The 25,369-nt window shown below is 57.5% G+C and carries 21 protein-coding genes and 1 tRNA gene; 15 read left to right on the forward strand and 7 right to left on the reverse strand.

The window, feature by feature from the left end; translation table 11 throughout:
- Positions 1 to 335 precede the first annotated feature (335 nt).
- Positions 336 to 773 carry a hypothetical protein gene (locus tag HMPREF2562_RS06820; RefSeq protein ID WP_070549790.1) on the forward strand — a complete coding sequence of 146 codons (438 nt, stop codon included), beginning with the start codon at positions 336 to 338 and terminating at the stop codon, positions 771 to 773.
- A gap of 185 nt (positions 774 to 958) precedes the next feature.
- Here the strand turns inward: HMPREF2562_RS06820 and HMPREF2562_RS06825 are convergent, their stop codons facing one another.
- The 3 genes from HMPREF2562_RS06825 to HMPREF2562_RS06835 form a co-directional block, all read right to left on the reverse strand.
- Entirely contained in the window at positions 959 to 2,479 is a 1,521-nt protein-coding gene (locus HMPREF2562_RS06825; protein WP_070549791.1) for an acetaldehyde dehydrogenase ExaC, read from the reverse strand.
- A gap of 121 nt (positions 2,480 to 2,600) precedes the next feature.
- The gene (locus tag HMPREF2562_RS06830; RefSeq protein ID WP_070549792.1) at positions 2,601 to 3,326 is read right to left on the reverse strand and encodes a LuxR C-terminal-related transcriptional regulator; all 726 of its coding nucleotides are present in this window, start codon (positions 3,324 to 3,326) and stop codon (positions 2,601 to 2,603) included.
- The gene (locus HMPREF2562_RS06835) at positions 3,326 to 4,117 is read right to left on the reverse strand and encodes a sensor histidine kinase (protein WP_080969558.1); all 792 of its coding nucleotides are present in this window, start codon (positions 4,115 to 4,117) and stop codon (positions 3,326 to 3,328) included. The genes HMPREF2562_RS06830 and HMPREF2562_RS06835 overlap by 1 nt, the downstream gene beginning before the upstream one ends.
- 126 nt (positions 4,118 to 4,243) lie before the next feature.
- On the opposite strand from HMPREF2562_RS06835, the gene HMPREF2562_RS06840 reads away from it, so the two are divergent.
- From HMPREF2562_RS06840 to HMPREF2562_RS06880, 9 genes are all read left to right on the forward strand, one after another.
- On the forward strand, positions 4,244 to 4,960 hold the full coding sequence (locus tag HMPREF2562_RS06840) for an ABC transporter ATP-binding protein (RefSeq protein WP_042389415.1): 717 nt from the start codon (positions 4,244 to 4,246) through the stop codon (positions 4,958 to 4,960).
- Positions 4,957 to 6,393, forward strand: a complete 1,437-nt coding sequence (locus tag HMPREF2562_RS06845; RefSeq protein ID WP_070549793.1) for an FtsX-like permease family protein — start codon at positions 4,957 to 4,959, stop codon at positions 6,391 to 6,393. The genes HMPREF2562_RS06840 and HMPREF2562_RS06845 overlap by 4 nt, the downstream gene beginning before the upstream one ends.
- Positions 6,394 to 6,581: 188 nt before the next feature.
- Positions 6,582 to 7,856 carry a PhoH family protein gene (locus tag HMPREF2562_RS06850; RefSeq protein WP_042388806.1) on the forward strand — a complete coding sequence of 425 codons (1,275 nt, stop codon included), beginning with the start codon at positions 6,582 to 6,584 and terminating at the stop codon, positions 7,854 to 7,856.
- Between the two features lie 97 nt (positions 7,857 to 7,953).
- A complete protein-coding gene (locus tag HMPREF2562_RS06855) occupies positions 7,954 to 9,090 on the forward strand; it encodes an ABC transporter ATP-binding protein (RefSeq protein WP_016423093.1) in 1,137 nt (378 codons plus the stop codon).
- Positions 9,091 to 9,171: 81 nt separating this feature from the next.
- On the forward strand, positions 9,172 to 10,383 hold the full coding sequence (locus tag HMPREF2562_RS06860; RefSeq protein WP_172620277.1) for a DUF4032 domain-containing protein: 1,212 nt from the start codon (positions 9,172 to 9,174) through the stop codon (positions 10,381 to 10,383).
- Positions 10,384 to 10,908: 525 nt separating this feature from the next.
- Complete coding sequence (locus HMPREF2562_RS06865; protein WP_088611979.1) at positions 10,909 to 12,192, forward strand: ABC transporter substrate-binding protein; 1,284 nt, start codon at positions 10,909 to 10,911, stop codon at positions 12,190 to 12,192.
- Positions 12,193 to 12,371: 179 nt separating this feature from the next.
- Positions 12,372 to 13,217 (forward strand): carbohydrate ABC transporter permease, encoded by an 846-nt coding sequence (locus HMPREF2562_RS06870; protein ID WP_016423090.1) that lies wholly within the window; start codon positions 12,372 to 12,374, stop codon positions 13,215 to 13,217.
- Between the two features lie 18 nt (positions 13,218 to 13,235).
- On the forward strand, positions 13,236 to 14,132 hold the full coding sequence (locus tag HMPREF2562_RS06875) for a carbohydrate ABC transporter permease (protein WP_042389412.1): 897 nt from the start codon (positions 13,236 to 13,238) through the stop codon (positions 14,130 to 14,132).
- A 115-nt stretch (positions 14,133 to 14,247) separates the two neighbouring features.
- A complete protein-coding gene (locus HMPREF2562_RS06880; RefSeq protein ID WP_049189607.1) occupies positions 14,248 to 14,880 on the forward strand; it encodes a MusI family membrane protein in 633 nt (210 codons plus the stop codon).
- A gap of 78 nt (positions 14,881 to 14,958) precedes the next feature.
- Here the strand turns inward: HMPREF2562_RS06880 and HMPREF2562_RS06885 are convergent, their stop codons facing one another.
- Positions 14,959 to 15,963 (reverse strand): PfkB family carbohydrate kinase, encoded by a 1,005-nt coding sequence (locus HMPREF2562_RS06885; RefSeq protein WP_070429154.1) that lies wholly within the window; start codon positions 15,961 to 15,963, stop codon positions 14,959 to 14,961.
- Positions 15,964 to 16,057: 94 nt separating this feature from the next.
- Here HMPREF2562_RS06885 and HMPREF2562_RS06890 point away from each other — a divergent pair, with 94 nt between their 5' ends.
- Positions 16,058 to 16,624 carry a thymidine kinase gene (locus HMPREF2562_RS06890; RefSeq protein WP_038625984.1) on the forward strand — a complete coding sequence of 189 codons (567 nt, stop codon included), beginning with the start codon at positions 16,058 to 16,060 and terminating at the stop codon, positions 16,622 to 16,624.
- Positions 16,625 to 16,644: 20 nt separating this feature from the next.
- Here the strand turns inward: HMPREF2562_RS06890 and HMPREF2562_RS06895 are convergent.
- A tRNA-Ile gene (locus tag HMPREF2562_RS06895) sits at positions 16,645 to 16,718 on the reverse strand.
- 257 nt (positions 16,719 to 16,975) lie between these two features.
- Here HMPREF2562_RS06895 and HMPREF2562_RS06900 point away from each other — a divergent pair.
- From HMPREF2562_RS06900 to HMPREF2562_RS06915, 4 genes are all read left to right on the forward strand, one after another.
- Positions 16,976 to 18,619, forward strand: coding sequence for a DHA2 family efflux MFS transporter permease subunit (locus tag HMPREF2562_RS06900; protein ID WP_083295715.1), 1,644 nt, complete (start codon positions 16,976 to 16,978; stop codon positions 18,617 to 18,619).
- A 317-nt stretch (positions 18,620 to 18,936) separates the two neighbouring features.
- Positions 18,937 to 20,319 carry a dicarboxylate/amino acid:cation symporter gene (locus HMPREF2562_RS06905; protein ID WP_048732641.1) on the forward strand — a complete coding sequence of 461 codons (1,383 nt, stop codon included), beginning with the start codon at positions 18,937 to 18,939 and terminating at the stop codon, positions 20,317 to 20,319.
- A 10-nt stretch (positions 20,320 to 20,329) separates the two neighbouring features.
- Positions 20,330 to 21,184 carry a serine hydrolase domain-containing protein gene (locus HMPREF2562_RS06910; protein WP_070546250.1) on the forward strand — a complete coding sequence of 285 codons (855 nt, stop codon included), beginning with the start codon at positions 20,330 to 20,332 and terminating at the stop codon, positions 21,182 to 21,184.
- 267 nt (positions 21,185 to 21,451) lie between these two features.
- Complete coding sequence (locus HMPREF2562_RS06915) at positions 21,452 to 22,075, forward strand: DUF3145 family protein (RefSeq protein WP_070546216.1); 624 nt, start codon at positions 21,452 to 21,454, stop codon at positions 22,073 to 22,075.
- Here the strand turns inward: HMPREF2562_RS06915 and HMPREF2562_RS10765 are convergent.
- Positions 22,051 to 22,416, reverse strand: a complete 366-nt coding sequence (locus tag HMPREF2562_RS10765) for an acyl carrier protein (RefSeq protein WP_083276308.1) — start codon at positions 22,414 to 22,416, stop codon at positions 22,051 to 22,053. The genes HMPREF2562_RS06915 and HMPREF2562_RS10765 overlap by 25 nt on opposite strands.
- Positions 22,416 to 25,172, reverse strand: coding sequence for a pyruvate dehydrogenase (acetyl-transferring), homodimeric type (gene aceE / locus HMPREF2562_RS06925; protein ID WP_070546218.1), 2,757 nt, complete (start codon positions 25,170 to 25,172; stop codon positions 22,416 to 22,418). The genes HMPREF2562_RS10765 and aceE overlap by 1 nt, the downstream gene beginning before the upstream one ends.
- Between the last annotated feature and the right edge of the window lie 197 nt (positions 25,173 to 25,369).

The following is a 25,369-nucleotide window of genomic DNA, read 5'->3' on the forward strand; positions in this document are numbered from 1 at the left end:
TGCGGACACACTTTTCTTTACTTAACCCGCGGATAATGGGGTAGGTAAAGAAAAGCGTGTCTGGTCGGTGCGTCGCCGGTGGGCACCTTTCGCCACTTACCCCAGTGCGAGTTACTGACTGCGTTTATGTCAAAAATGGCTCGAAAAATGGCCTGAAAGTGTCATAAACTCACACAGTTTCACATTTGCAGCCCATAATTTTTCGGGGTTGTCAGTTTTGCTACTTAACCCACTCTATGGTCGGGGGATTTTTGCTCTTGCGGGCGTGACTCGATTCTCCACTGAGGAGGGGAGATCCAGCATTTTTGGAGGTCATCTCACGTAACCTGGGACGCATGAGGCTCGACAATATAACTCGCCCCTTGCTGGCGTCCTTTTTCGCCGCGGTCGCGTGGAGTGTTTTAGGTGGGCTAATCTTGCCGGAGCCCAACCTCGCCTACGACGAAGGAATTGCGTCGTGGATTGTGTCCATGCTGGTCTCAGTAATGCTGGTCGGAGCAATAGCCGTTTTCGCCGGTGATGGGTCGTTGGCTCGGGGGATGACCAGCGCGCGGAGCATTGTCGCAGCAGCTACCGGCGCAGGAATTGCCGCGCTTGGCGATCTGGCATTCCTATTTCTCACCACGCCGCTCGATGGCCAGGACGGCCTAGCCGTCGCCTATGTCGTGTTCTTCTACATCCCGCTACTATTTCTTGGCGGATGGGCCGCCAGTGCCGCGATTAATCGGATGCGTAGGTGGTACCGGCAAGTGAAGAAAGAAAGAGAGACCTAGCTGGCGGCCGTGAGCTAGGCCTCTAACTTTGGAGTCGCCAGCGCCTGGTGCGTCAGGTTAAGGCCGACCATCGTAACCTGCCAGGCGCGGAGGGCGTTTTTTTGGGGGGGCAGAGGCGATTGTCGACACCTTCATCGGACGTGAATCGGAATCGACAAATCGCCTAGCCCCAAGGGGTCGGATTCTTAGAACAGGCCAGTCGGGTTCTCGTCGTAAGAGACGAGCATGCACTTGGTCTCCTGGTAGTGCTCGAGCATCATCAAGTGATTCTCGCGGCCGATACCGGACTGCTTGTAACCGCCGAAGGCTGCGTGAGCAGGGTAGCTGTGGTAGTTATTCACCCATACGCGGCCAGCCTGGATACCGCGGGCAGCGCGGTAGGCGTTGTTCTGGTTGCGGCTCCACACGCCGGCGCCAAGACCGTAGATAGTGTCGTTGGCAATGTCGAGAGCCTCGTCCAGAGTCTTGAAGGTTGTCACGGCCAGGACCGGGCCGAAGATCTCCTCACGGAAGAAACGCATCGAGTTGTTGCCTTTAAAGATGGTCGGCTCGACGTAGTAGCCTCCCTCCAGCCCTTCGAGCTTGGCGACGTTGCCGCCGGTGAGAACCTCCGCGCCCTCCTTCGGCCCGGACTCCAAGTAGCCGGAGATTTTGTCCAGCTGCTCCTGGGAGGCCTGGGCGCCCATCTGTACCGACGTATCCAGCGGGTTGCCGGTCTTAATCTGCTTAACGCGCTCGACCGCGAGCTTTAGGAACTCATCAGCGATGTCTTCGTGGACCAGGGCTCGCGACGGGCAGGTGCAGACCTCGCCCTGGTTCAGCGCGAACATGGCCAGGCCCTCTATGCACTTCTCGCGGAACGCATCGTCGGCGTCCATGACGTCGGGGAAGAAGATGGACGGGGACTTGCCGCCGAGCTCCAGCGTGATCGGAATAATCTTGTCGGACACTGCCTTGTTGATTAGCTGGCCCACGGCAGTCGATCCGGTGAACGCAATTTTGGAGATCCGGTCGCTTGCGGTCAGCGCAGCACCGGCCTCGGTGCCGAGGCCATTGACGATGTTGAGAACGCCGTCCGGAAGCAAATCGGCGATAATCTCGGTGAGCATGAGAATCGACGCGGGGGTCTGCTCTGCTGGCTTGAGCACGATGCAGTTGCCGGCGGCGAGGGCCGGGGCGATCTTCCATGCGGCCATCAGGAGGGGGAAGTTCCACGGGATAATCTGGCCGACGACGCCGAGTGGCTCGTGGAAGTGGTAGGCGACCGTGTTGTCGTCAATCTGCGAGATGCGCCCCTCCTGCGTGCGGGTGGCCCCGGCGAAGTAGCGGAAGTGGTCGATTGCGAGCGGGATGTCAGCGGCGAGGGTCTCGCGAATGGCCTTGCCGTTCTCCCAGGTCTCGGCGACGGCAATCTTCTCAAGGTTTTCCTCCAGACGGTCCGCGATGCGGTGGAGGATCAGAGCCCGCTCGGCCGCAGGAACCGAGGCCCAGGAGTCCTTCGCCTTGTGCGCGGCGTCGAGAGCGAGCTCAATGTCTTTCTCGTTAGACCGCGGAACCCGGCAGAAAACCTCGCCCGTAACCGGGGTGGAGTTGTCCATGTATTGCCCGTCTACTGGAGGTGTCCACTTACCATCGATGAAATTTTCGTACTGCTCCTTGTACGTGAAGATTGCATCGGGGGTGCCGGGGTTGGCGTAAACAGTCATGTAGACACGTCCTTTCTATGGGGAAACAACAAACGTATGAGCCAACTTTAAATTGTGACTCGTGTCATAATCAACACTTATTTTTTCATCGCTTTTGCGAGAGATGCGATTGCTGCCGACCCTAAATCTGCCCCGACGTCGCCGTGAGAAATTCCAAAATTGCCCGCACACGGCGGTTTTCCTCGCCGGGCTCCAGATGCAGCTTCATAAAGATGTTGGACACGTGTTTCGCCACCGCCGCCCCGGAAAGCACGAGGTCATCGGCAATCTGCTTATTGGACTTGCCGCGTGCCATCAGCTCGAGCACTTCGCGTTCGCGCGCCGTTAAACTGGCTAGCCCCGATTTGCCGGACTGCATCAATGCCGTCGCCACATCAGGGTCAATCACCACGCCACCACCTGCGACGACCTCGAGCGAACCCAAGAAGTCCAGCACCTGGCCAACGCGGTCTTTGAGCAGATACCCGGTCCCGCCACTCGAGCTGCTGCCACTCGAACCGCCCCCAGTACCAACCCCAGCACTACCTCCAGCACCTCCCGGCGAGAACAACTCACGCGCATACGCCGGCGCCACATACTGCGACAGCACCATGACATTCAGCTGCGGATAACGCTCGCGCAGTTCCACTGCGGCCCGCAGGCCGTCGTCACTCATCTTCGGAGGCATGCGCACATCGGTAATCACCAGGTCTGGCAGCTCGCCCGAGTCGTCAAACCGGTCATCGATGTCCGCCACCAGACCGTGCGCAGTGTCGACCATCGCAATCACTTCATGTCCGCGCTTTTCGACGAGCCCCGCGACTCCTTCCCGCAGGAGTGCCGAGTCATCCGCAATGACAATTTTCATTATTTCGCCGCACCTTTCTTCTCCACGCTTTCCATATCCATGCCTTCTATTTCTCCAATACCTGATTCCCAGCGGTTCAACATCAAAGGAATTCTGGCTATTACCTGCGTTGGCCCACCTTCGGGAGAGTGCATGGTCATCGCACCGTCGAAAGTGGCTAGACGCTCTTTCATACCCCGCAAACCGCGCCCCAATTTTGCGCCGCCAGGGCCTTGGTCCGTAATTGAAATATTCAGTGTTTGATCCGAGGTGAGCAGCACAGAAACAGGAGCGTTCGGTGCATATTTCGCCGCATTAGTCAGCACTTCTGCACAGAAAAAATACGCCGCGGCGAGCACACTTTCTTCCAATTCAGGCAGGGGATAGGGAGTGTGCACAACAACGTGAGGGCCGTATCCTTCAGCAATCTCTTCAACAGCCGCTTGCAGACCGCGATCGCGCAACACCTGCGGGTGAATTCCGTGGACTGTCCGCCGCAAAGCGCGTAATCCATCCTCCAAATGGCCGCGAGTTTCCGCGAGGAGCTGCATTAATTCCTCATTGCCAGTATTGGATGCCTCCAATTCTGCAAGTCCCAATTTCATTGAAGCTGCAACAATGTATTGCTGAGCTCCGTCGTGGAGGTCATTTTCAATGCGGCGACGTTCAATCTCGAAGGCTTCGGCAATTGTTCGTCGTGAAGCGGTAAGTTCGGCGATGCGAGCGGCGGCGGATTCCTCGTAGCTGCGTTTATGCGCTTTTTCGCGGCGGTTCGCGCCGATATATTTGCGGAAATAATCCTTCAGCTCCATAGTTTCCTATGGTACGAAAGCTCTGTCTACGGAGGAATTAATTTCCGGCATAGTAGACCTAGCACTACCGCAAAAGGAAAGTGGGCACGGTGTTGAAATCGCCTCCGTGCGAGTGAAATGAGTGCCATGACAGACAACAACAGCCCAAGAAACGCACGACTTTGTATTCGTGACATCACTAAGTCCTACAATTCAGCTCCCGTTCTCACCGGCATTTCGCTGACCATTGAGCCCGGCGAAACCGTGGCAGTCATGGGACCGTCAGGTTCTGGTAAGTCCACGCTGCTGCACTGCATGTCCGGCGTGTTGCTGCCGGACGACGGCGACGTCATCTTCGGTGACACAAAGATTAATTCGCTTTCTGATGCCGACCGCTCCGCCCTCCGCCTGCACGACTTCGGCTTCGTCTTCCAAGACGGCCAACTCCTCCCCGAACTGACCGCCCGGGAAAACGTTGCTCTGCCAATGATTCTGCAGGGCAAGAAGCGCTCGAAGTCACTCGCGCTTGCCGACGATGTCCTCAGCCGCCTGGGCCTAGAAGACCTAACGCGCCGTCGCCCAGGACAGATGTCCGGCGGCCAAGCACAGCGTGTAGCAATTGCCCGCGCGATGGCCGGCGAGCCAGGTGTCATCTTCGCCGATGAGCCGACTGGCGCGCTGGACCAGTCCACAGGCCATGAGGTCATGCAGCAGCTCACCGCGTTGGTGGAGCAGACTGGCACGACATTGGTGATGGTCACGCACGATGTGAAGGTGGCCGACTGGTGTCGTCGACGTGTGGAGATCCGCGATGGCCTGATTCACGACGACCGCATGCTGGCAGGAGCGGAGGTTACAAAGTGAGCACCGTAACTGAAGCACCAAAACCCCAGAGAATTCGTACCGGCGCACTAGCGGACTTGAGCACGCGGCTGCAGCGCGCCGGGCGTGAATCGCATTCGGGAAACGGCTGGTTGTCCGCACTGTCCGTGGTAGCTATGACCGTGAGTACCTGGTTGGCGTTGGTCGTCGTCGGTGGCACGGCGATGTTTTACCGCCGTTGGCAGGCTGAGCCACAGTTGCCGCCGAACCCAACGCCCGAGGATTACATGAATCAAGGTCAGGGCGAGATGTACCTGCAGTTGGCACTCGTGGCCTGTGTTTTTGTGATTCCGGCAATGGTTTCGCTCGTGGCACAGTCGGCGGTGCTTGGCGCTGCGGGACGTGAGCAGAGGTTGGCAACTCTGCGCTTAATTGGTCTCTCCAACGGGGCAATTACGCGCATGGTGATTATCGAAACCCTCGTATTGGCAGCTGTTGGGCTTGTGGTGGGCACGTTGTTGTCGGTGGCCACTGCGCCATTCTGGGCGATAATCAAGTTCGACAATGACTACCTGGATACCTGGGACATGTTGCTGCCCTGGTGGGGCTACCCGCTGGTTTGGGTAGCAGTGGTGCTACTCGCACTCTTTGCCGCTGTGGTCGGTTTGCGAAGGGTGATGATTTCACCACTCGGCGTTAGCCGCAAGGAAGTGCCCAAGTCGATGAAGGCATGGCGCATGATTGTGGCCGTTGTTATCGGTGCGATCGTCCTGTACGTGATTGCCAACTCCAATATCGCGGGTGGAACCGTCACTGCCACGCTTGGTGTCGCAGCGATGATGTACCTGATGGTCTGGGCAATTGGCCTGGTGGCGCCTTTCTTTATCCAGCTTGTTGCCCGCATCTCCAGCTTCTTCGGTACGTCAAGTGATTTTGTGGCGACGCGACGAGTAGCGACTAACGCTAAGGAATCGTGGCGTCGAGTAAGTTCCATGGCCTTCCTGTCTCTGCTGCTTGGCTACACAATGATGGTGCCTGGCGAAGACAAGATTGAAGAGGTTGCAGATGTCACGTTCGCGCACGATATTGCAACCGGTGTGACTATCACTTTCGTAATCGGTTTCATTCTGCTGCTGGTGTCAACGCTTCTGACTCAGGCCTCAGCCGTCTATGAAGAGGCATCGCTGACAAAGGCGCTGGACTTCATCGGGACGCCAATCAACTTCCACCGCACGGTCACTTTCAAGCAGACATTCTTTCCCATGCTTGCGACCAGTATCTTCGGCTTTGTCATGGGTGCGCTGTTGGGAGCCACCATGTTCGGACCGATTGCGAACGAAATCACGTTTGGTCAACGCTCCCTTGTTGTTGCGCTGGCGTATCTCGTGGGAGTTGTATCAGTTGGCGCTGTGACCTTGGCGGTTGATCCGCTTCGCCACAAGTTGCTGGGTCGCCAAATCCGTCACAACGACTAGTCACCATTGCAACGACTAGTCGCCATTAAAAGGGCAGTGGAGAGGCCGGGCAGCGGTGCTCGGTGCTCGGCCACTTCCTTAGGGTTCAACTTGAGGATTAGAGCCTGTAACCAACTGTGGTTCATCTGATAACCAAGCATTCATCTCACAACCACGTAATTTCTACCTCTGACTTTTAGCCTGAGGGCATGCGTACCTACGTGCTTGATACCTCGGTCCTGCTGTCCGATCCCCACGCCACCAAGAAGTTCGATGAGCACCAAGTTGTGCTTCCGCTGGTCGTGGTGAGTGAGTTGGAGGCCAAGCGCCACCACCCAGAGCTGGGGTGGTTCGCCCGAGAAGCGCTCCGTTTCCTCGAAGAGCTGCGTTACCGCTACGGCCACCTGGACCGGCCTGTGCCCGCCAATGATCTTGGCGGGTTTATGCATATTGAGCTCAACCACTCCGATCCCTCCATCCTTCCCGCAGGCTTCCGCACCGCCGAAAACGATCACCGTATTCTCGCTTGCGCCCTCAATCTTCAGCACGATGGCCATGATGTCGTGCTGGTCACCAAGGACATTCCGCTTCGTGTCAAGGCTGGTGCGGTCGGCTTGCCTGCCGACGATTACCGCGCCCAGGACGTCGTTCTGACTGGGTACTCGGGAATGGTGGAAGTAGACGTCGACCCGGAGGAAATTGATCGTCTCTTCGCCAATGGCTTCCTTGAGCTCGAGCAGATCCAGGATCAGCCGCTGCACTGCGGCGTGCAGCTCAGCGCTGGTAGCCAGTCTGCGCTGGCACGGGTGAGCGCCCCGGGCGTCGTCAAGCTTGTGCGGGGCGATACGGAGGCGTTTGGCCTGAAGGGGCGGTCGGCGGAGCAGCGTGTGGCGCTTGACCTGCTGTTGGATGACTCGGTGGGGATAGTGTCCCTCGGCGGCCGGGCCGGTACGGGTAAGTCGGCGCTTGCGCTGTGCGCGGGTCTGGAGTCGGTGCTGGAGCGCGGACTGCATCGCCGAATCGTGGTGTTTCGTCCGCTCTACGCAGTGGGTGGACAGAACCTTGGCTACTTGCCAGGTAGCGAGGATGAGAAGATGAATCCCTGGGCACAGGCTGTTTACGACACCCTGGAGGGATTGGTTTCAGACAACGTGATGGATGAGATTGCCTCGCGCGACATGCTGGAGGTACTGCCGCTGACTCACATTCGCGGTCGTAGCCTGCATGACAGCTTCGTGATTGTCGATGAGGCACAGTCGCTGGAGCGCAACGTACTGCTGACGGTGTTGTCGCGTCTTGGTAGCAATTCCCGGGTCATCCTTACGCACGACGTGGCGCAGCGTGACAACCTGCGCGTCGGCCGCCATGACGGTGTGCAGGCGGTGATTGAAAAACTCAAGGGCAACGAGCTTTTTGCACACATCACGCTGAAGCGCTCGGAGCGCTCGAAGATTGCGGAGCTCGTGACGGGGCTGCTCGATTAAGAGTAAGCTTGTGAGGCAGATACGTAGGAGCTGTTCCTGCGGTTACTTTCCCTCGGATCGTTCGGCACGTACCTGCCGATGAAAGGTTTGTATTCACATGGCTACTGTGACTTTTGCTGATGCCACTCGCATTTACCCCGGTGCGACGAAGCCTTCTGTGGACAAGTTCAACTTGGAAATTGCCGATGGCGAGTTCCTGGTTCTGGTAGGCCCCTCCGGTTGTGGTAAGTCCACAACACTGCGCATGCTTGCCGGTCTGGAAGAGGTCAATGAGGGCAAGATTTTCATTGGTGATCGTGATGTGACCAATGTCTCGCCCAAGGATCGCGATATTGCGATGGTCTTCCAGAACTACGCCCTGTACCCGCATATGACGGTGCGCGAGAACATGGGCTTCGCGCTCAAGATTGCTGGTGTGGACAAGGACGAGATTGACCGTCGTGTCGAAGAAGCTGCGAAGACCCTGGATCTAACTCAGTTCCTGGACCGTAAGCCTAAGGCTCTGTCCGGTGGTCAGCGTCAGCGTGTGGCAATGGGGCGTGCGATTGTGCGCAAGCCGCAGGTGTTCCTGATGGACGAGCCGTTGTCGAACCTGGACGCGAAGCTGCGTGTTCAAACCCGTACTCAGATTGCGGCCATGCAGCGTCGGATGGGTGTGACCACCATGTATGTCACCCACGACCAGACTGAGGCGCTGACCATGGGCGACCGCATCGCGGTCATTAACTTCGGTGTTCTGCAGCAGGTCGGTACCCCGCGCGAACTCTACGAAACCCCGGCAAACGAATTCGTCGCGGGCTTCATTGGCTCGCCTGCGATGAACCTGGGCACGTTCAACGTCTCTAATGGTTACGCCACGTTGGGCGAGGCCAAGATTAAGCTGCCGGAAGCCACACTTGCTGCAATCACGCCGGAGGATCAGAACCAGATTATCGTGGGCTTCCGTCCGGAGGCATTCGACCTGGTCGAGGGTCCGGGCGATGACGTCATTCCGGTGCAGGTTAACTTGGTCGAGGAGTTGGGCTCCGATGCATTCATGTATGGAGACCTCGTCGGTGGCGGAGCACTGAGCTCCGGATCTTCCTCTAACCCGGACGAAGAGGAACACGGTCAGGTGGTTATTCGTACCGCCCCGCGCACCGCGCCGAAGTTGGGCTCGGTAGTTTACGGCAAGATTCGTCCGGGCATGCTGCACCTGTTCTCGAAGTCGACTGGTATGCGCCTTCCGGCCTAAAATCTTTCGTTTAGATGAAATGAGTAGCTGGTAGGGCAGTGGGACAGTAAGACAGTTTTAGGAGCCACCGTGTCGGAAACTATGAAAATAGCCGCGACAACGGTGGCTTCAAAGCTTTTGCGCCTTCCTTGGCATATACCTCTGGAACAGTGGCCAGATGATTTGTTAGCCGCCTTGCCTCAGGGAATTTCGCGACACATTGTTCGATTCGTCAACTTAGATGACCGCGTCATTGCAGTGAAAGAAATTGGTGAGTTCACTGCTCATCATGAGTATCGAATGCTGCGTGACCTGGTCAGGCTCGGTGCTCCATCGGTTCGCCCGCTCGCGGTAATCACCGGCCGGAAGGATCCAGATGGCGAACCGTTAACTGCCGCACTCGTCACAGAACATCTCGAGTATTCGCTGCCGTATCGTGCAGTTTTTTCTCAACAGGTCACCCGCGAAACTGTGGTCCGCCTGATTGACTCGCTGGTAGTCCTGCTAGTTCGGTTACATCTCCTTGGTTTTTACTGGGGCGACGTGTCACTGTCGAACACATTGTTTCGTCGTGACGCAGACGCTTTCTCCGCCTACCTTGTCGACGCGGAAACGGGAGATTTGCAAGGCACACTCTCAGATTCCCGCAGGCTTTACGACGTTGACGTTGCCCATACCAACATCATCGGAGAGCTCATGGATCTGCAGGCCGGCGGATTCCTCGATCCTGAGTTGGACGTAATTGCGGTGGGTAGGCGCATTATTGAGCGTTATGAGGACCTGTGGCAAGAGCTGACGGGGGAAGAATCTATTGGTGTTGAGGAGCCTTGGCTTGTCGATGAGCGGATTCGCAGGCTCAACGACCTCGGTTTCGATGTTGGCGAGCTGAAAGTCACCAGTGATGGTGGCCGCGTTGTGTTCCGACCACGAGTGGTTGACGCAGGGCATCACCATAGGCAGTTAATGCGACTGACGGGGTTGGATGTTCAAGAACGGCAAGCGAGGCGGATGCTCAATAGTATGCAGACCTTTCGGTTGGCGGAAGGTCTTGAAGGGGTTCCGCTAGAGCAGGTTGCGCACCGATGGCTGCGTGAAGTTTTCGAGGCCACAATCCTGGCTGTGCCCGAGGGGCTGCGTGGAAGGCTGCAGGATGCGCAGGTTTTCCACGAGGTCTTGGAGCATCGCTGGTACATGGCAGAAAAACGCCGTGCGGATGTGCCGCTTCAAGAAGCGGTGCAGAGCTACGTAGACCGAGTGTTGCCCGGGCATCGCGACGAGTCCGTATATCTTCCGGCGAGCGATGAGGTCGAGTAGCTCTCTAGAAGCAGACTGTCGAGCGTACGATTATTTCAAAAGTGACAAGTAAACGACTCGCCAGGATATTATAAAAATATACATTCACGCCAAACAGGGGTGCTTTTGGTGGTCGGGTGGTTGTCGGGTCTGCGTGTGATTGTCGCGGCCAGGTGCTTACTTTGGTGCCGGTAGGCGGCTCTGTTCAGCGAAAACAGCTCGAAAACAGCTCAAATTCTAGGTGTGCTTTCGAGAGCTTTTGCTATTTTTCTCCTTTGCATTTGTTCACAGCTGGCTGAAGGCCAACCTAAATTGGTTTTGGTCAAGTAAGATTTTGGTGAGACCGAATACCCGCGTGGGTGGCGTCGAAGTTCGCATGAAAGGCTACTTCTAGCCGCAGGGCGGGATAATCCAATTAGGCCACGGCTGCTGGCAAATATTCGTCCGAATTGCTCGGAGGATGCCATTGAAGTGGCCTTTCTTCTCAAGGGAGAAAATATAGTGAAGAACTTCAAGCGCCTTTCAGCTCTGTGTGCAGCAGGCCTGATGGCAACCGCTGGTTTGGTTGCGTGCTCGAGTGATGATGCGGTTGCAGATGGTGGTGTCTACTTCCTTAACTTCAAGCCGGAGCAGGATGCCGCATATCAGAAGATTGCGAAGGCATACACTGACAAGACTGGTGTCCAGGTCAAGGTCGTTACTGCTGCTTCGAATTCCTATGAGCAAACTCTGAAGGCCGAGATTGGTAAAAAGGACGCGCCAACACTGTTCCAAGTCAATGGTCCGGCGGGCCTGCGTACTTGGCAGGAATACATGGCAGACATGTCTGACACTGAGATCGCACAAAACCTCAACGAGGGCATCGAGCCGCTGAAGGGCGAGGACGGCAAGGTATACGGCGTCCCGTTTGCAGTCGAGGGGTTTGGCCTGATCTATAACGAAGAGATCATGGACAAGTACTTCGCGCTGCCCGATGCCAAGGCCAAGAGCATCGACGAGATTAAGGCCTTCGGAAAGCTGAAGGAAGTTGCTGAGGACATGCAGGCCAAGAAGGACAAGCTGGGGATTTCCGGCACCTTCGCTTCCACCTCGCTTGCATCCGGTGAGGATTGGCGCTGGCAGACACACTTGGCCAACGGACCGGTTCATTATGAATTCGAGGACCTTGGCACCAAGGAAACCGCTGATGTGAAGTTCAAGTACAACAAGGAGTTCAAGAACCTCTTTGATCTGTACCTGAATAACTCCACTGTCGAAAAGACTCTGGCCCCGTCGAAGGCTGTGTCCGACTCGATGGCGGAATTCGCCCAGGGCAAGGCCGCTATGGTTCAGAATGGCAACTGGGCATGGTCCCAGATCAACGATGTCTCCGGCAACGTGGTCAAGCAGGACAAGATTAAGTTCATGCCTATGTACATGGGCCTGAAGGACGAGGATAAGACCGGCATCTCGGTTGGTACTGAGAACTACCTGACGGTCAACTCCAAGGCTTCGGAGGCTTCCCAAAAGGCAACGAAGGACTTCGTCAATTGGCTGTTCAACACCGATGAGGGCAAGAAGTACGTCGTCGAGGATCTCGGATTCATCGCTCCGTTCCAGAACTTCACTGAAGCCGACACTCCGAATGACCCGCTGGCCAAGGAAGTGGCCGCAGCAATTGAGAACGAGGACCTGACCACCATCCCGTGGGACTTCCAGTACTTCCCGTCGCAGCAGTTCAAGGATGATTTTGGCGCAGCGCTGGCGCAGTACGCTTCCGGAAAGATGCCGTGGGACAAGGTTGTCGAGACTTTCGCCGACAGCTGGAATGCGGAATCTCCGAACAATTAAATACCAGCAAATCAATGGTGATCCATTCCATCGGTGAGTGTGAAGCGAAAGCTTCTCGCGCATGAACAACCGACGGAATGAGTTCATCCAATGGCAAGGCGGAGCTCGGGGCTCGGTGACCTGTTAAACCGGTCTCGAGGCACCGGGCTCCGCCTTTAGCTTTAGGAGCGGTGTTGTAGATGCAAGCAACATTGAAAAAGTATTTCCCAATTTTCGTGCTACCCACGCTGATTGCCTTTGCAATCGCGTTCCTGGTGCCGTTCGTTATCGGTTTCTTCCTATCATTTACTGACTTCACAACCATCACTAATGCGCAGTGGGTTGGTATCGAGAACTACCAGAAGGCCTTTAGTGAGCGCGAGGGCTTCGTCGCCTCCTTCGGATTCACTCTCATGGTGGTTGTTGTTTCCATCATTACTGTGAACTTGTTCGCGTTCTGGATCGCATGGATTCTGACGCGCAAGCTGAAGGGCACGAACTTCTTCCGCACAGTCTTCTTCATGCCGAACCTTATCGGTGGCATCGTGCTCGGTTATACCTGGCAGTCGATGATTAACGCCGTGCTGGCATCGTACGGTACGACGATTGTGTCCGACTGGAAGTTCGGTTACGCCGGTCTGATCATCCTCATCAACTGGCAGCTGGTCGGTTACATGATGATTATCTATATTGCCGGTCTGCAGAATGTCCCACCGGAGCTCATCGAAGCTGCGGAGATTGATGGCGCCGGACGCTGGGAGATTCTGCGGCACGTTACTATCCCGATGGTCATGCCATCGATTACCATTTGCCTCTTCTTGACTCTGTCGAACACTTTCAAACTCTTCGATCAAAACTTGGCCCTGACCAATGGTGCGCCGGGTTCAGAGACAGAAATGGTTGCTCTGAACATCGTCAACACCATGTTCAACCGAATTGGTGTGGAGGGCGTTGGTCAAGCCAAGGCAGTAATATTCGTCGTCGTGGTCGTAGCGATCGCGATGCTGCAGCTGCGTGCTACTCGCAGCAAGGAAGTGGAGGCATAAATGTCTGTCGACGCTGCAATGACCACTGAAACGGCCACCAAGCTCCCCAAGGCCAAGCCCGCTAAGCAGGACGAGGCCAAGGTGGGAGGCGTATCTAAGGTCATCATCTACGCGATTCTGGTGTTTTTGACCGTCGTGTTCTTGGGGCCAATCGCGTTCATTATCTTCAACTCGTTCAAGTCCAAGTTCGCAATTTCAGATAACCCCTTCCAGCTGCCACTAGGTGACATGTGGGTCGGGTTCGAAAACTACGCCGTCGGCCTGATGAAGGAGGGCTTCGGCTGGGCGATCGTGTGGTCCTTTGTCATCACGATCCTCTCGGTTATTGCGATTGTGTTCTTCTCTGCGATGACGGCTTACTACATCACGCGAGTGAAGACGTGGTGGACCTCGCTGCTGTATTACCTGTTTGTGTTCTCGATGGTCATCCCGTTCCAGATGGTGATGTTCCCGACCGTCAAGATCGCCGACATGCTGCATTTGAACAACCCAATCGGCATCGTGGTTCTCTACTTGGGCTTTGGCTCCGGCTTGTCGGTCTTCATGTTTGCCGGCTTCATCAAGTCCATCCCGATTGACATCGAGGAAGCCGCGATGATTGATGGCGCATCTCCGATGCAGAACTACTTCCGCATCGTTTTGCCCATGCTCAAGCCGACTGCAGTGACTGTCGCCATTCTGAACGCTATGTGGGTATGGAACGACTACCTGCTGCCGTACCTGGTCATTGGCCTGTCTACTAAGTACAAGACCATCCCGGTTGTCGTGCAGAGCTTCGTTGGCTCCAACGGTAACCGTGACCTTGGCGCGATGATGGCAATGCTGGTGCTCGCAATCATTCCGATTGTGATTTTCTACGTCGCCACCCAGAAGCACATTATCGAGGGTGTTGCTGCGGGTGCCGTTAAGGGATAGCTGCCTAAGCGTTAGCGCATAGGACGCCAAGCACCGCGTTTTACGAAAGCGAAAGCCTCAACCGCGTAGGTTGAGGCTTTCGTCTGTTAATCAGCCTTTATTAGGATATGAACCCGTGGATAGATTTTTCAGCACCGATACAAAGTTCTACGCAGCCTGGTCGCTGTTAGCAGACCTTGTAATCATCAACCTGCTGATGATCGTCGCATCCATCCCGATAGTCACTGCAGGCGCCGCAACTCGCGCTGGGGTAGTGGTCGCTCGCGACATGGTCCGTGACGAAGGCTCAAGGCCCGTACGGCGCTTCTTGCGCGCACTGTTGGACAATTGGCGCACACCAACCGTGTGGTGGCTATTCACCTTGGTTCTCGCCAGTGGCATTGGCTATGAGTTTTACGTTATCTCCCGCGCGGACCTCGGCACTGTCGGCCTGATCTTCGCCGCAGGAGTTACCTCCGGGGCGCTAATCCTGCTGGGAATTACCGCGTGGGTCTACTCGCTGTGCTCGCTTTCCGACGGTCAGTCGTCGCTACGCCGAACCCTGGCAACGGCCACCAGCATGACCGTCAAAAACCTGCCGCGGACTGCGCTCGCAGTTTTGGCGCTTCTCATCGTGCCCGCGGCCATATTCTTTTTCCCGGCGAAAATCTACGCGATTGCTACCTATGTCTTCCTCATCGGGTACGCGTTGAGTTGGTACTTGGTGATGCTGGCGCTTGAGCCCGTTCTGCCAGACAATGCTGGGTAGGTTCTCCCGCTGGCCCCACTGGCCCGGCTGGCACTGACTTAATCGGTGCCAGCTCGCACACCAGGCTGTTGACAATTCTTAGCCCGCGTACTCTTTCACAGAGGGAAAATCCTCCGCCTCGACCATCTCCAGCAGTTTTTCGCGACGTGCAAAAGCGGAGCATGCGCCGACCGCCTGTACAGCTGCTGCGCCTGCTGCGGTGGCCAGGGGGACGGCGTCGTAAAGCGAGGTGCCCTTAGCCAGTTCCGCGGTGAGCGTGCCGACGAACGCATCACCGGAGCCAGTGCCGTCGACAATCTTCTCCTCTGGCAGCTTGAGCGCGGGGTGCTCGTAGATTGTCGGCTCGTCGTCGAGACCGTCGGAGTGCTGTGCGAAGAGACAGCCGTGGTCGCCCCGGAGCATGACGACACTGGGGCAGTACTGCAGAAGTGCCTCGAGCTGTGCGCGGTAGTCGGTAGCGCGGATGCCCTCGGCGATGTCCAGGCGACGGATTGTTTCCCAGGCGCCCTTCATGTTGACGATCAGCGGATCTGCATGGTCAATCAGCGCAGGTGTAACGGTTACGACCGGATTGAGGTTCAGTACCAGACGCGCGCTGTACATGGATGCGACGGACGCGATGGCCTCAGTTGCTTCCGGAAGTAGCTCGCCTTGCGCGAGCACGACATCCGCTGATGCGAACTCGTCGACGAAATCGGTGGGGTCGGTTAGCGCATCGGCACCGCGCTGGACAAAAATCACCGGGCGACCCTTGCGGTTCGTTGCGACGAAAGCGCTGCCGGTCGGCAAATCCCAGGAAGTCTGAATGGAGTGGACATCTACGCCGTGTGCGTTGAGTTCCTCGACCACGAAATCCGCTGCGCGGTCCTCGCCAACAGTTCCGGCCATGATCGCACGGACACCGTTATAAGCGATAGCAACGGCCTGGTTGGCGCCCTTGCCGCCCAGCATATTCGTGCCGTCATCAACGATGAGCGTGCCACCTTCTGCGGGTACGCTATCGACCTGTACCAGGGTATCTAGGTGGATAGATCCACATACAACAACTGTTGGATTCTCATTCAGGTCAGGAATCGGCTGCATAAAAATATAGGATAGTCGGGAATTCAAATCCGTGTTGGCGGCCCGAGTTTACAGCCGTCAGAGCCCGCGAATCGATGCCCTACAATCGATGGCTATGGCAAAACTGTACTTCCGCTACGGAACCATGAACAGCGGAAAATCCATCGAGGTCCTCCGCGTCGCCCACAACTACCGCGAGCGCGACATGCGACCGTTGATCGCCAAGCCGGCCGTGGATACTTTGGCTGATGGTGACGTGCACTCCCGCATCGGAATCGCGGAACGCGCGCACCTCATCCACGACGGCGATGACCTCTCCTCGCTTGCCGACGGCCACGATTGCCTTATCATCGATGAAGCACAGTTTCTTACCCCTGACCAGGTCGATCAGTTGCTGGGAATTACCCTTCGCGGTACTCCGGTGCTCTGCTACGGTCTGCGTACCGACTTTCGCACGCATGCCTTCCCAGGCTCCCAGCGCTTGCTCGAAGTTGCCCACACCATTGAGGAAATCAAGACAATTTGCACCTGTGGGCAGAAGGCCATCTTTACTGCACGGTTGAATCCGGACGGCAGCATTATCCTCGACGGCGAAACCGTGGAAATTGAGGCACTCGAAGCGCCGAAGTACATCTCCCTATGCGCCAGCTGCTACAACCGGATGTCGGGTAAATGGGCGTGAGTAGAGCCCAGAGTTTTTAGTGCCCCCACCAGGGCTCGAACCTGGGACAAAAGGATTATGAGTCCTCTGCTCTAACCGACTGAGCTATAGGGGCAAGGATTGGGCATTGTGAAGTGACAATTAAGCACTATGAACCAGTGCCCAAAACCTCATAGCATCATAGCAATCTGCCACCGTGCGGTGATAAAAGCCCTATACCCAGCGGGTTCGGCTGCCATTGCGTGGGTTCAATGAAGCTAAGTGTTTCCGTGTCGACGAAGGTAATCCCCGTTCTCAACGAAGCTGATCTTTCCGCAAAGTTACGACTTTCGGTTGATGAATCAGCCCTAGGACACTTCTAGCATTAATCCTATGAGTACAAAACCTTCCTTGAGCAGCGCCGACGTCTCAGTCGACGCACAAACCGGTGCCACAGCGAAAGCGAAGGGCACCCCCGTCATGGCAATCGCCAACGAGGATCAGATTGCTGAGTTCGGGGCCTCGCCACAGCGGTGGTGGGGGTTGCTCGTGCTCGCGGTTGGCCTCGGCATGATTGTCCTGGACGGCACCATCGTTGGTGTTTCATTGCCGACCATCATTTCGGAGCTGGGCCTTGACATCGTGGGCGCGCAGTGGATTACCACGATCTACTCGGTCGTTTTCGCCGCACTACTCCTGACCTCTGGCCGCGCTGGCGACCGCTTCGGCCGTCGAACGCTTTTTCTCGTCGGTCTGGTCATCTTCACGGTCGGCTCCGTCGTGGCCGCACTTTCCACAGCCTTGGCGCCACTGGTCATTGCCCGCGTCATCCAAGGCATTGGTGGCGCGTGCATTCTGCCATCAACACTGTCCAGCGTGAACGCACTATTCCGTGATAAAGATCGTGCCACCGCATTCGGCATCTGGGGTGCGGTCATGTCTGGTGCTGCAGCAGTCGGCCCACTCCTGGGTGGCGTGCTTACGCAGTTTGCTGGTTGGGAAGCTATCTTCTGGGTCAACGTGCCCATCGCCGTCGTGCTTTTCGTCCTTGCGCTGCGCTGGGTGCCGAACACCGCAGGCGATACCAATGGCGCGGGTCGCTTCGATGTCCTTGGCCTGGTGTTGTCTGGAATTGGCTTTGGTGCCGTGGTCTTCGGCATCATTCAAGGCGCCAAGATAGGGTTTGCTTTTCCCTCCGCACCCGTCGTCACGCTCTTAGTTGGTGCGGTGGTGCTTGTCGCTTTCGTGCTGTGGGAAAACAGTCGTCGGAAGAACGCGGATCCTGCGCTGTTGGACGTGTCGATGTTCTCCTACGCCACGTTCAGCTGGGGGAATACCACGGCGATGCTTGTCGCGGTGGGTGAGTTCGCGCTGGTCTTCGTGCTGCCGCTCTACCTGGTGTCGGCGATTGGCTTATCGACGATCGCAACCGGCCTGGTCCTGGCAGCAATGGCTCTCGGTGCGTTCTTCGCAGGTGCCATGGCGCGTCATCTGGCAGCTCGGATTACCCCGGCCGGTGTGGTGATTGTGGGCCTTGGTCTCGAGGTCTTTGGTTCGCTGCAGTTGGCGGCCGAAGAGCGCGTTGACCTGCCGCTGTGGCTGGTTGTGTTTGCATTGATTGTCTACGGTCTGGGTCTTGGTCTGGCATCGGCGCAGCTGACCTCGTTGGTGCTTGGTGATATTCCGGTGCGGCTGTCGGGGCAGGCATCGGCAACGCAGTCGACGATTCGGCAGATTGGTTCGGCGCTCGGTGCTGCGCTCGGTGGTATGGCGCTGACGATTGGGCTGGATCGTGAGATCGCGAAGCTGTCGCCGGGCCTGGAGCAGATGGGGCAGGGGCTGAAGGATTCCGCCGGCTCGATGCTGATTGGTCTGCGTGCGCAGGGTGCTCCCGACGGTGTGTTGGTGCCGCTGACAAATGCGTTTGCACATGCCACGCAGTTTGCGCTGTATTCCGCTGTCGGCGCGTTGACTATTGGCTTCCTCTGCTCGCTGAAGGTACTGCAGTTGCGCAGGCAGGCTGAGAAATCGAATTAGCGATGTGGAATATTCGGGTGAGGGGCCGTGTTGGAAATTGGTGTCACAACATCAATCGTGGCAGTCTTATCGTTTGTCTCTTAACCGGACTTGCTAGATAGAAATGACCAACATGAAAATGCTCACAAAGCGGCGTTGGCTCGATTACGGCCGAATCTCCACTTCCTCCTGTCGCTAAACACTTCGGAGCTTCCGCCTCGCTGCGCCTGTCTCTTCGAGGCTGAGCTCAGCGGCCTCGGATCCCGTCGCGCGCATTTGTCAGACGGCATAAGGCGCGGCACAAGTGTTTTCAGAGAAAGAAATATCCAGGAGGAAAAGTGAATAAATTTAAATGGGCGACCGGCTTCGGTGCCCAAGTTGTCTATGGCCTGATTATTGGTCTCATTTTGGGCTTCATGGCCCGCAGTACTGGCGATGACTCCTCGTTGCGCACAGCGCTCGACGAGGTCGGCAGTACCTACGTCACGCTGTTGAAGCTGCTCATCCCACCGCTGGTGGTCACCGCAGTCGTAGTGTCGATTGCCAACCTGCGTCAGGTCGCAGGTGCAGCCAAGCTGGCTGTTTCGACGCTGATTTGGTTTGCCATTACATCCTTTGTATCGGTGGTTATCGCCATCGTGCTGGGCTTGGTCATCAAGCCAGGCGTTAACTCTGGCGTGGATGCCTCGGCAGCTCAGGAGCCGAGTTCCGTGGGCTCCTGGTGGGGATTCCTGCAGAGCATCGTCCCGCAGAACTTCCTCGGCCTTGGCGTGAAGATCAGCGAATCTGACGGTGCTGTATCCGGCTCGCTGAACTTCAACGTCCTGCAGCTGCTGGTCATCGCGATTGTCTTCGGTGTCGCCGCAGTGAAGGTTGGCCCGAAGGCTGAGCCATTCATCGAGTTTTCCGGCTCTCTTTTGACCATCGTGCAGAAGGTCCTGTGGTGGGTCATCCGTCTGGCACCAATTGGTACCGCAGCCCTCATCGGCCACGCCGTCGCTGAGTATGGCTGGGAAGCGCTCGGCAGCCTGGGCAAGTTCGCCATTGCCATCTACATTGGTCTGTTCCTGGTCATCGCAGTTGTGTACCCAGTTGTGCTGAAGATTCATGGCATTAGCCCAATCGACTTCTTCCGTCGCGTCTGGCCAGTGACCTCGCTCGGCTTCTTCACCCGTTCGTCTATGGGCGTCATGCCGGTCACTGAGCGCGTTGTCTCCCGTCGTCTGGCAGTACCGGATGAGTACGCCTCCTTCGCCGTACCGCTGGGCGCCACCACGAAGATGGATGGTTGCGCCGCCATTTACCCGGCTATCGCGGCTATCTTCGTCTCGCAGTTCTACGGTGTGCCGTTGGACTTCACGGACTACCTGCTCATCATCTTCGTCTCCGTCATCGGTTCGGCTGCAACTGCTGGCACCACCGGCGCTACCGTCATGCTGACCCTGACCCTGTCGACCCTTGGCCTGCCACTTGCCGGTGTCGGCCTCCTGCTGGCTGTCGAGCCGATCGTGGATATGGGCCGCACTGCGGTGAACGTTACCGGTCAGGCCGTGGTCCCGTTGGTCGTCGCAAAGCGTGCGGGAATCTGGGATAAGGACGAGTGGGACGCCAGCGCCAACGCCGACCTGTCGCCAGCCGACGAGTCGGACGACGAGTCTGCAGACGCGCCTGCTGAGAAGTCCGATTCCGCCGAAAAATCCGAGTCCGCCACGCTTGCGTAGTCTTGAGGACATGACTTCTTGGAAGCCCTCTGTTCTTGCGCAAGTTGATCAGTGGCCAGTTGACACGGTCGCGGCTGCCGTGCGTGCCGACGATGGCAGTTGGCATACCCACGGTGATAGCGGTCGCGTTTTTGAGCTCGCTAGCGTGACCAAGTTACTGGCCGCTGTGGGCATGCTTGTGGCCGTCGAGGAGGGCGCGGTGGAGCTCGACCAAGAGCTCACGCCACCCGGTCACGGCGCGACTGTGCGTCACCTTCTGGCGCACGCCGGCGGGGTGAGGTTTGCCAGCCGTGAGCTGGAAAAAGAACCAGGGGAGCGGCGCATTTACTCCTCCGCGGGCTTTGAAATCATCGCCGATGCCATCGCTGCGGAGGCAGACATGCCGTTTAGTGAATACCTGCGCCAGGCCGTGTTTGAGCCGCTGGGGATGTCAGATTCCGTGCTGGATGGCTCGGCAGGGCATGGCGCGCGTAGCAGTGTCGCTAATCTCATGGTCTTCGTCGATGAGATCTTCACCCCGACTTTCCTGCACCCAGGTACCGTCTCCGAAGCGTTGACCGTGCAGTTCCCGGGCCTGAATGGTGTCGTGCCGGGCTATGGAATGCAACGTCCGGCCGATTGGGGCCTGGGCTTTGAGATTTTCGGGCACCCCGATTCCAAGCAGGGGCTGTGGTTTGGCGCCTCGATGCCCAAGGATGTCGCAGGCCACTTCGGGCAGGCGGGCACGTTCCTGTGGCTTCATCGTCCAACCGGGCGGGCGGCAATCGCCTTGACCGACCGAGCTTTCGGCGAATGGGCCAAGCCGCTGTGGACTGACTTCAACGACGAACTATGGCGTGAACTGGAAGAACACGCTAAAGGTTAAGGGGATATGAGCTAAGTCGGCGTCGGCTGCGGCGCCGATTTTTCGTCTCAGCGCTAAATCACATCTGGGGGATTAAGGACAACTTGAGGGTTGCCAGCAGCCGTCTCGGAAATAACAATCATAAACACGTGCAACGCAAACCTCAGAAGTGTTGTTTTACCGCAGTGCTTTTTCTGCAGTGTGGCAAGTGTCGTTGGATGAGTTCGTAGGGGAAGACGAATCTCGTCTTACACCAATTGACCGCAACTTTTCCGAGGACCTTCGTCTATGCGCACCCAACTTTCAGGCGTCCTGTGGATTCACAGCATGCCAGGGCCGCTGCAACCACACATCACGTGGGCGCTGGCCCGACTCAGCATGCCCGATGGCACTAAGCCAGGCCGGGATATTTGGCGTGCGACCGACCAGGATGCCACTTTGTGCGCCGAGGTGCCTTTCACTGCAAGTGCTGACACCATCGCCACACTGGTGGACAACCTGGCTAGGTGGCCGCGCCTCTATTTCGAGCTGGCGCAAGACCCAGCCGTGGATGATGACGGCTACGCCATCGATGGCATGCGCTACTGTCATACCCCGCAGCTGGGGACTTTCGCCGGACAGACCGATGCCGCCGGAAACATCGTGGTCAACGAAGATGCGCTGCGTTCCATCATGGCACGCGGCGGCGACATCGAAGGAACCCTCGACGCGGCCATCGGCGGGCCGTGGGACCGCGTGCTAGAGCCGATGCGCATGATGACGGCAGGCTACGCCCCCGAAGAGTGCTTTACGACGTCCACCCCTGCCGGACCCGACAGTGCCAGCGGCAACTCGACCGCTGGCAACGCAGACCTCGGTGGGGTAGAGGCAGCTAACGTGCTGCAGCTCTACCCGCGCCGGGCGGCGATGTAGTCAACTACATCGCCAAGGGTCTTAAACGAGGAAATGTCCTCGTCCTCAATGCGGACTCCCAGCTCTTCCTCACAGCGGACAGCCAACTCTACGACGCTCAAGCGGTCAAAGCCGTAGTCGGTCAGCGAAGTGGAGAGCTCTAGGGACTCCACCTCGTCGTTAGCCATCTTTTTGACGATTGCCGCGACCTCGCCGTGAAGACCTGCGGGCAGGTCAGCGTCGGCGGAACCCTTCTTCGAGCCCGCGTTCGCTGCATTGGGTGAGGCATCGTCAGCGTCACCGGCGCCGGTGACCTGTGTGCCCAGTAGGGCGCTGAGCTGATCTCCAAGGCTAGAGGTCATTATTCAGCGTCCTGAGTGGTTGCGGTTGGATCGGTAATCTGCAGCTCTTCAGCTGCTTCCTGGGCGACACTCTTGTCGAGCTTGCCAGCGCGTGCCAGTGCGGCCAGGGCCGCAACAGCGACTGACTCGCCGTCGGAGTTGAAGTAGCGGCGAGCGGCCGGACGGGTATCCGAGAAGCCGTAGCCATCGGTGCCGAGGACGGTGTAGTCACCTGGAACCCACTTGCGAATCTGCTCCGGGACCGCACGCTGGAAGTCAGTCACTGCGATGAACGGCCCATCGGTGTCGGACAGCTGGCGGGTTACGAAGGCGGCTTCGACCTCTTCAGCCGGGTTGTGCAGACGCTCAGTGTCACGCTCGTGTCCATCGCGAGCCAGCTCATTCCACGAAGTCACCGAGTAAATCGAGGAAGCCACACCGTAGTCTTCCAGGATGTCCGCGGCGCGCAGCGCCTCCTGCATGCCAATGCCGGAAGCCAGCAGGTTGACATGCTTGTCGCCCTCAGCCTTGCGGAAGCGGTAGATACCGCCAAGCAGCCCTTCGACATCGAGGTCTTCCGGGACAGCCGGCTGCGAAGTCGGCTCATTGTAGATAGTCAGGTAGTAAATGACATCTTCGCCGCGCTCCGGACCATACATGCGGTCGATACCGTCGCAGACGATGTAAGCAATCTCGTAGCCGAATGCTGGGTCGTAGGAGACCACGGACGGGTTCGTAGCTGCCAGCAGCTGGGAGTGACCGTCCATGTGCTGCAGGCCTTCACCTGTCAGCGTCGTGCGACCGGCGGTAGCGCCGAGTAGGAAGCCGCGGGACATTTGGTCACCGGCAGCCCAGATGGAGTCAGCCGTGCGCTGGAAACCGAACATCGAGTAGAAGATGTAGAGCGGAATCATGGCCACGCCATGGGTGGCGTACGCCGAGCCGACAGCGGTAAACGACCCCACAGAGCCCGCCTCGGAAATGCCCTCGTGCAGAATCTGACCGTCCTTCGCTTCCTTGTAGGACAGCATCAGTTCATGGTCGACCGGAGTGTAGTTCTGGCCGTGCGGGTTGTAGATCTTCAGCGTCGGGAACCAGGAGTCCATGCCGAAGGTGCGGGCCTCATCAGGGATGATAGGCACGAAGCGGTCCTTGAGATCCTTATCGCGCATCAGGTCCCTGAAAACACGCACCGTCGCCATAGTGGTGGCAACCTTTTGCTTACCTGATCCCTTGAGGAGGTTTTTCAGGGTTTCCGGCTTTGGCGTTGTCAGTGGTTCGTAGCTAGTGCGACGCTCCGGCACGAAACCGCCGAGTTCCTTGCGGCGCTCCAGCATGTACTGCACTTCCTCGGACTCTGGGCCCGGGTTGTAGTACGGCGGCAGGTAGGGATCCTTCTCCAGCTCCTCGTCGGAGATCGGAATGCGCTGGTTATCGCGGAAAAGCTTCAGATCATCGAGCGTCAGCTTCTTCATCTGGTGGGTCGCGTTGCGGCCCTCGAAGTTATGGCCGAGGCCATAGCCCTTAACCGTGTGCGCCAGAATGACGGTCGGCTGGTCCTTGGTCTCCAAGGCCTTCTTGTAGGCAGCGTAAATCTTGCGGTAGTCGTGGCCACCGCGACGGAGGTTCCAAATCTCCTCGTCGGTCATGTCCTCGACCAGCTTGGCAGTGCGCGGGTCACGGCCGAAGAAGTGCTCGCGCACCCAAGCGCCGTCGTTAGCCTTCAGCGTCTGGTAATCGCCATCGCAGAACTTATTCATCAGGTCGACTAGTGCGCCGTCCTTGTCCTTAGCGAAGAGCTCGTCCCACTCGCGGCCCCAAACGACCTTGATGACATTCCAACCAGCGCCGCGGAAGAACGACTCCAGCTCCTGGATGATGCTGGTGTTGCCGCGCACCGGACCGTCGAGGCGTTGCAGGTTACAGTTAATGACGAATGTCAGGTTATCCAGGTTGTTCAGCGCCGCATGCTGAATGGCGCCACGAGATTCCGGCTCGTCCATTTCGCCGTCACCGAGGAAGGCCCAAACGTGCTGCTGTGAGGTGTCCTTGATGCCGCGGTCATGCAGGTAGCGGTTGAAGCGTGCCTGGTAGATGGCGTTGAGCGGACCAAGGCCCATGGACACCGTCGGGAACTCCCAGAATTCTGGCATGCCATGCGGGTGCGGGTAGGAGGGAAGGCCATTGCCCTCGCCGAGGGAGACTTCCTGACGGAAACCGTCGAGGTCCTCTTCGGTCAGACGCCCCTCTAGGAATGCGCGGGCGTACATACCCGGCGAAGCGTGGCCCTGGAAGAAGACGTGGTCACCGCCGCCTGGGTGGTCTTTGCCGCGGAAGAAGTGGTTAAAGCCGACCTCGTAAAGCGGTGCGGCGCCCGCATAGGTGGAGATATGTCCGCCCACGCCGATACCCGGACGCTGTGCGCGATGGACCATAATTGCCGCATTCCAGCGAATCCACTTGCGGTAGCGGCGCTCAATGTCCTCATCGCCTGGGAATTCTGGCTCCATCTCAGTTGGGATGGTGTTGACGAGGTCTGTCGAGGTCAGCGGCGGTAGAGCCACGCGCTTTGCCGTGGCACGTTCCAGCAGGCGCAGCATGAGGAAACGTGCGCGCTCCGGACCTGCCTCTTCTAACAGTCCGTCGAGAGACTCAAGCCACTCCTTGGTCTCTTCAGGATCTGCATCCGTGAGATAGGAGGCGACCCCATCACGGATAAGGGCAAAGTTTGACTCATCAGAGTGGGCTTGTGGCGTACCCGACGAGGTATCGGACATTGTGAGCTCCTTTCAGTCCCTGAAGGAAAGGCAAAGGTTATTTTTCTCCACTCTACGTCTGAATCGTTTGTTGTGCCCCTAGCCGTTTCTTGCACACGCTTTCACCGAACAATCCGGTCGGCTTTACGACGAGCATTGCGAAGAACACTGCGAAAACTGCACCTTTTTGGGGAAATTCTTATTTTGCAGCTGTGAAA

The organism is Corynebacterium sp. HMSC077G07, assembly GCF_001809225.1.
In the GTDB taxonomy this organism is placed as follows: domain Bacteria; phylum Actinomycetota; class Actinomycetes; order Mycobacteriales; family Mycobacteriaceae; genus Corynebacterium; species Corynebacterium jeikeium_D.

Bases quoted from the DNA above. Each gene is read 5' to 3' on its own strand.
- HMPREF2562_RS06820 (WP_070549790.1), top strand. From the start codon at position 336: ATGAGGCTCGACAATATAACTCGCCCCTTGCTGGCGTCCTTTTTCGCC.
- HMPREF2562_RS06825 (WP_070549791.1), bottom strand. From the start codon at position 2,479: ATGACTGTTTACGCCAACCCCGGCACCCCCGATGCAATCTTCACGTAC.
- HMPREF2562_RS06830 (WP_070549792.1), bottom strand. From the start codon at position 3,326: ATGAAAATTGTCATTGCGGATGACTCGGCACTCCTGCGGGAAGGAGTC.
- HMPREF2562_RS06835 (WP_080969558.1), bottom strand. From the start codon at position 4,117: ATGGAGCTGAAGGATTATTTCCGCAAATATATCGGCGCGAACCGCCGC.
- HMPREF2562_RS06840 (WP_042389415.1), top strand. From the start codon at position 4,244: ATGACAGACAACAACAGCCCAAGAAACGCACGACTTTGTATTCGTGAC.
- HMPREF2562_RS06850 (WP_042388806.1), top strand. From the start codon at position 6,582: ATGCGTACCTACGTGCTTGATACCTCGGTCCTGCTGTCCGATCCCCAC.
- HMPREF2562_RS06855 (WP_016423093.1), top strand. From the start codon at position 7,954: ATGGCTACTGTGACTTTTGCTGATGCCACTCGCATTTACCCCGGTGCG.
- HMPREF2562_RS06860 (WP_172620277.1), top strand. From the start codon at position 9,172: ATGAAAATAGCCGCGACAACGGTGGCTTCAAAGCTTTTGCGCCTTCCT.
- HMPREF2562_RS06865 (WP_088611979.1), top strand. From the start codon at position 10,909: ATGGCAACCGCTGGTTTGGTTGCGTGCTCGAGTGATGATGCGGTTGCA.
- HMPREF2562_RS06870 (WP_016423090.1), top strand. From the start codon at position 12,372: ATGCAAGCAACATTGAAAAAGTATTTCCCAATTTTCGTGCTACCCACG.
- HMPREF2562_RS06875 (WP_042389412.1), top strand. From the start codon at position 13,236: ATGACCACTGAAACGGCCACCAAGCTCCCCAAGGCCAAGCCCGCTAAG.
- HMPREF2562_RS06885 (WP_070429154.1), bottom strand. From the start codon at position 15,963: ATGCAGCCGATTCCTGACCTGAATGAGAATCCAACAGTTGTTGTATGT.
- HMPREF2562_RS06890 (WP_038625984.1), top strand. From the start codon at position 16,058: ATGGCAAAACTGTACTTCCGCTACGGAACCATGAACAGCGGAAAATCC.
- HMPREF2562_RS06900 (WP_083295715.1), top strand. From the start codon at position 16,976: ATGAGTACAAAACCTTCCTTGAGCAGCGCCGACGTCTCAGTCGACGCA.
- HMPREF2562_RS06910 (WP_070546250.1), top strand. From the start codon at position 20,330: ATGACTTCTTGGAAGCCCTCTGTTCTTGCGCAAGTTGATCAGTGGCCA.
- HMPREF2562_RS06915 (WP_070546216.1), top strand. From the start codon at position 21,452: ATGCGCACCCAACTTTCAGGCGTCCTGTGGATTCACAGCATGCCAGGG.
- HMPREF2562_RS10765 (WP_083276308.1), bottom strand. From the start codon at position 22,416: ATGACCTCTAGCCTTGGAGATCAGCTCAGCGCCCTACTGGGCACACAG.
- aceE (WP_070546218.1), bottom strand. From the start codon at position 25,172: ATGTCCGATACCTCGTCGGGTACGCCACAAGCCCACTCTGATGAGTCA.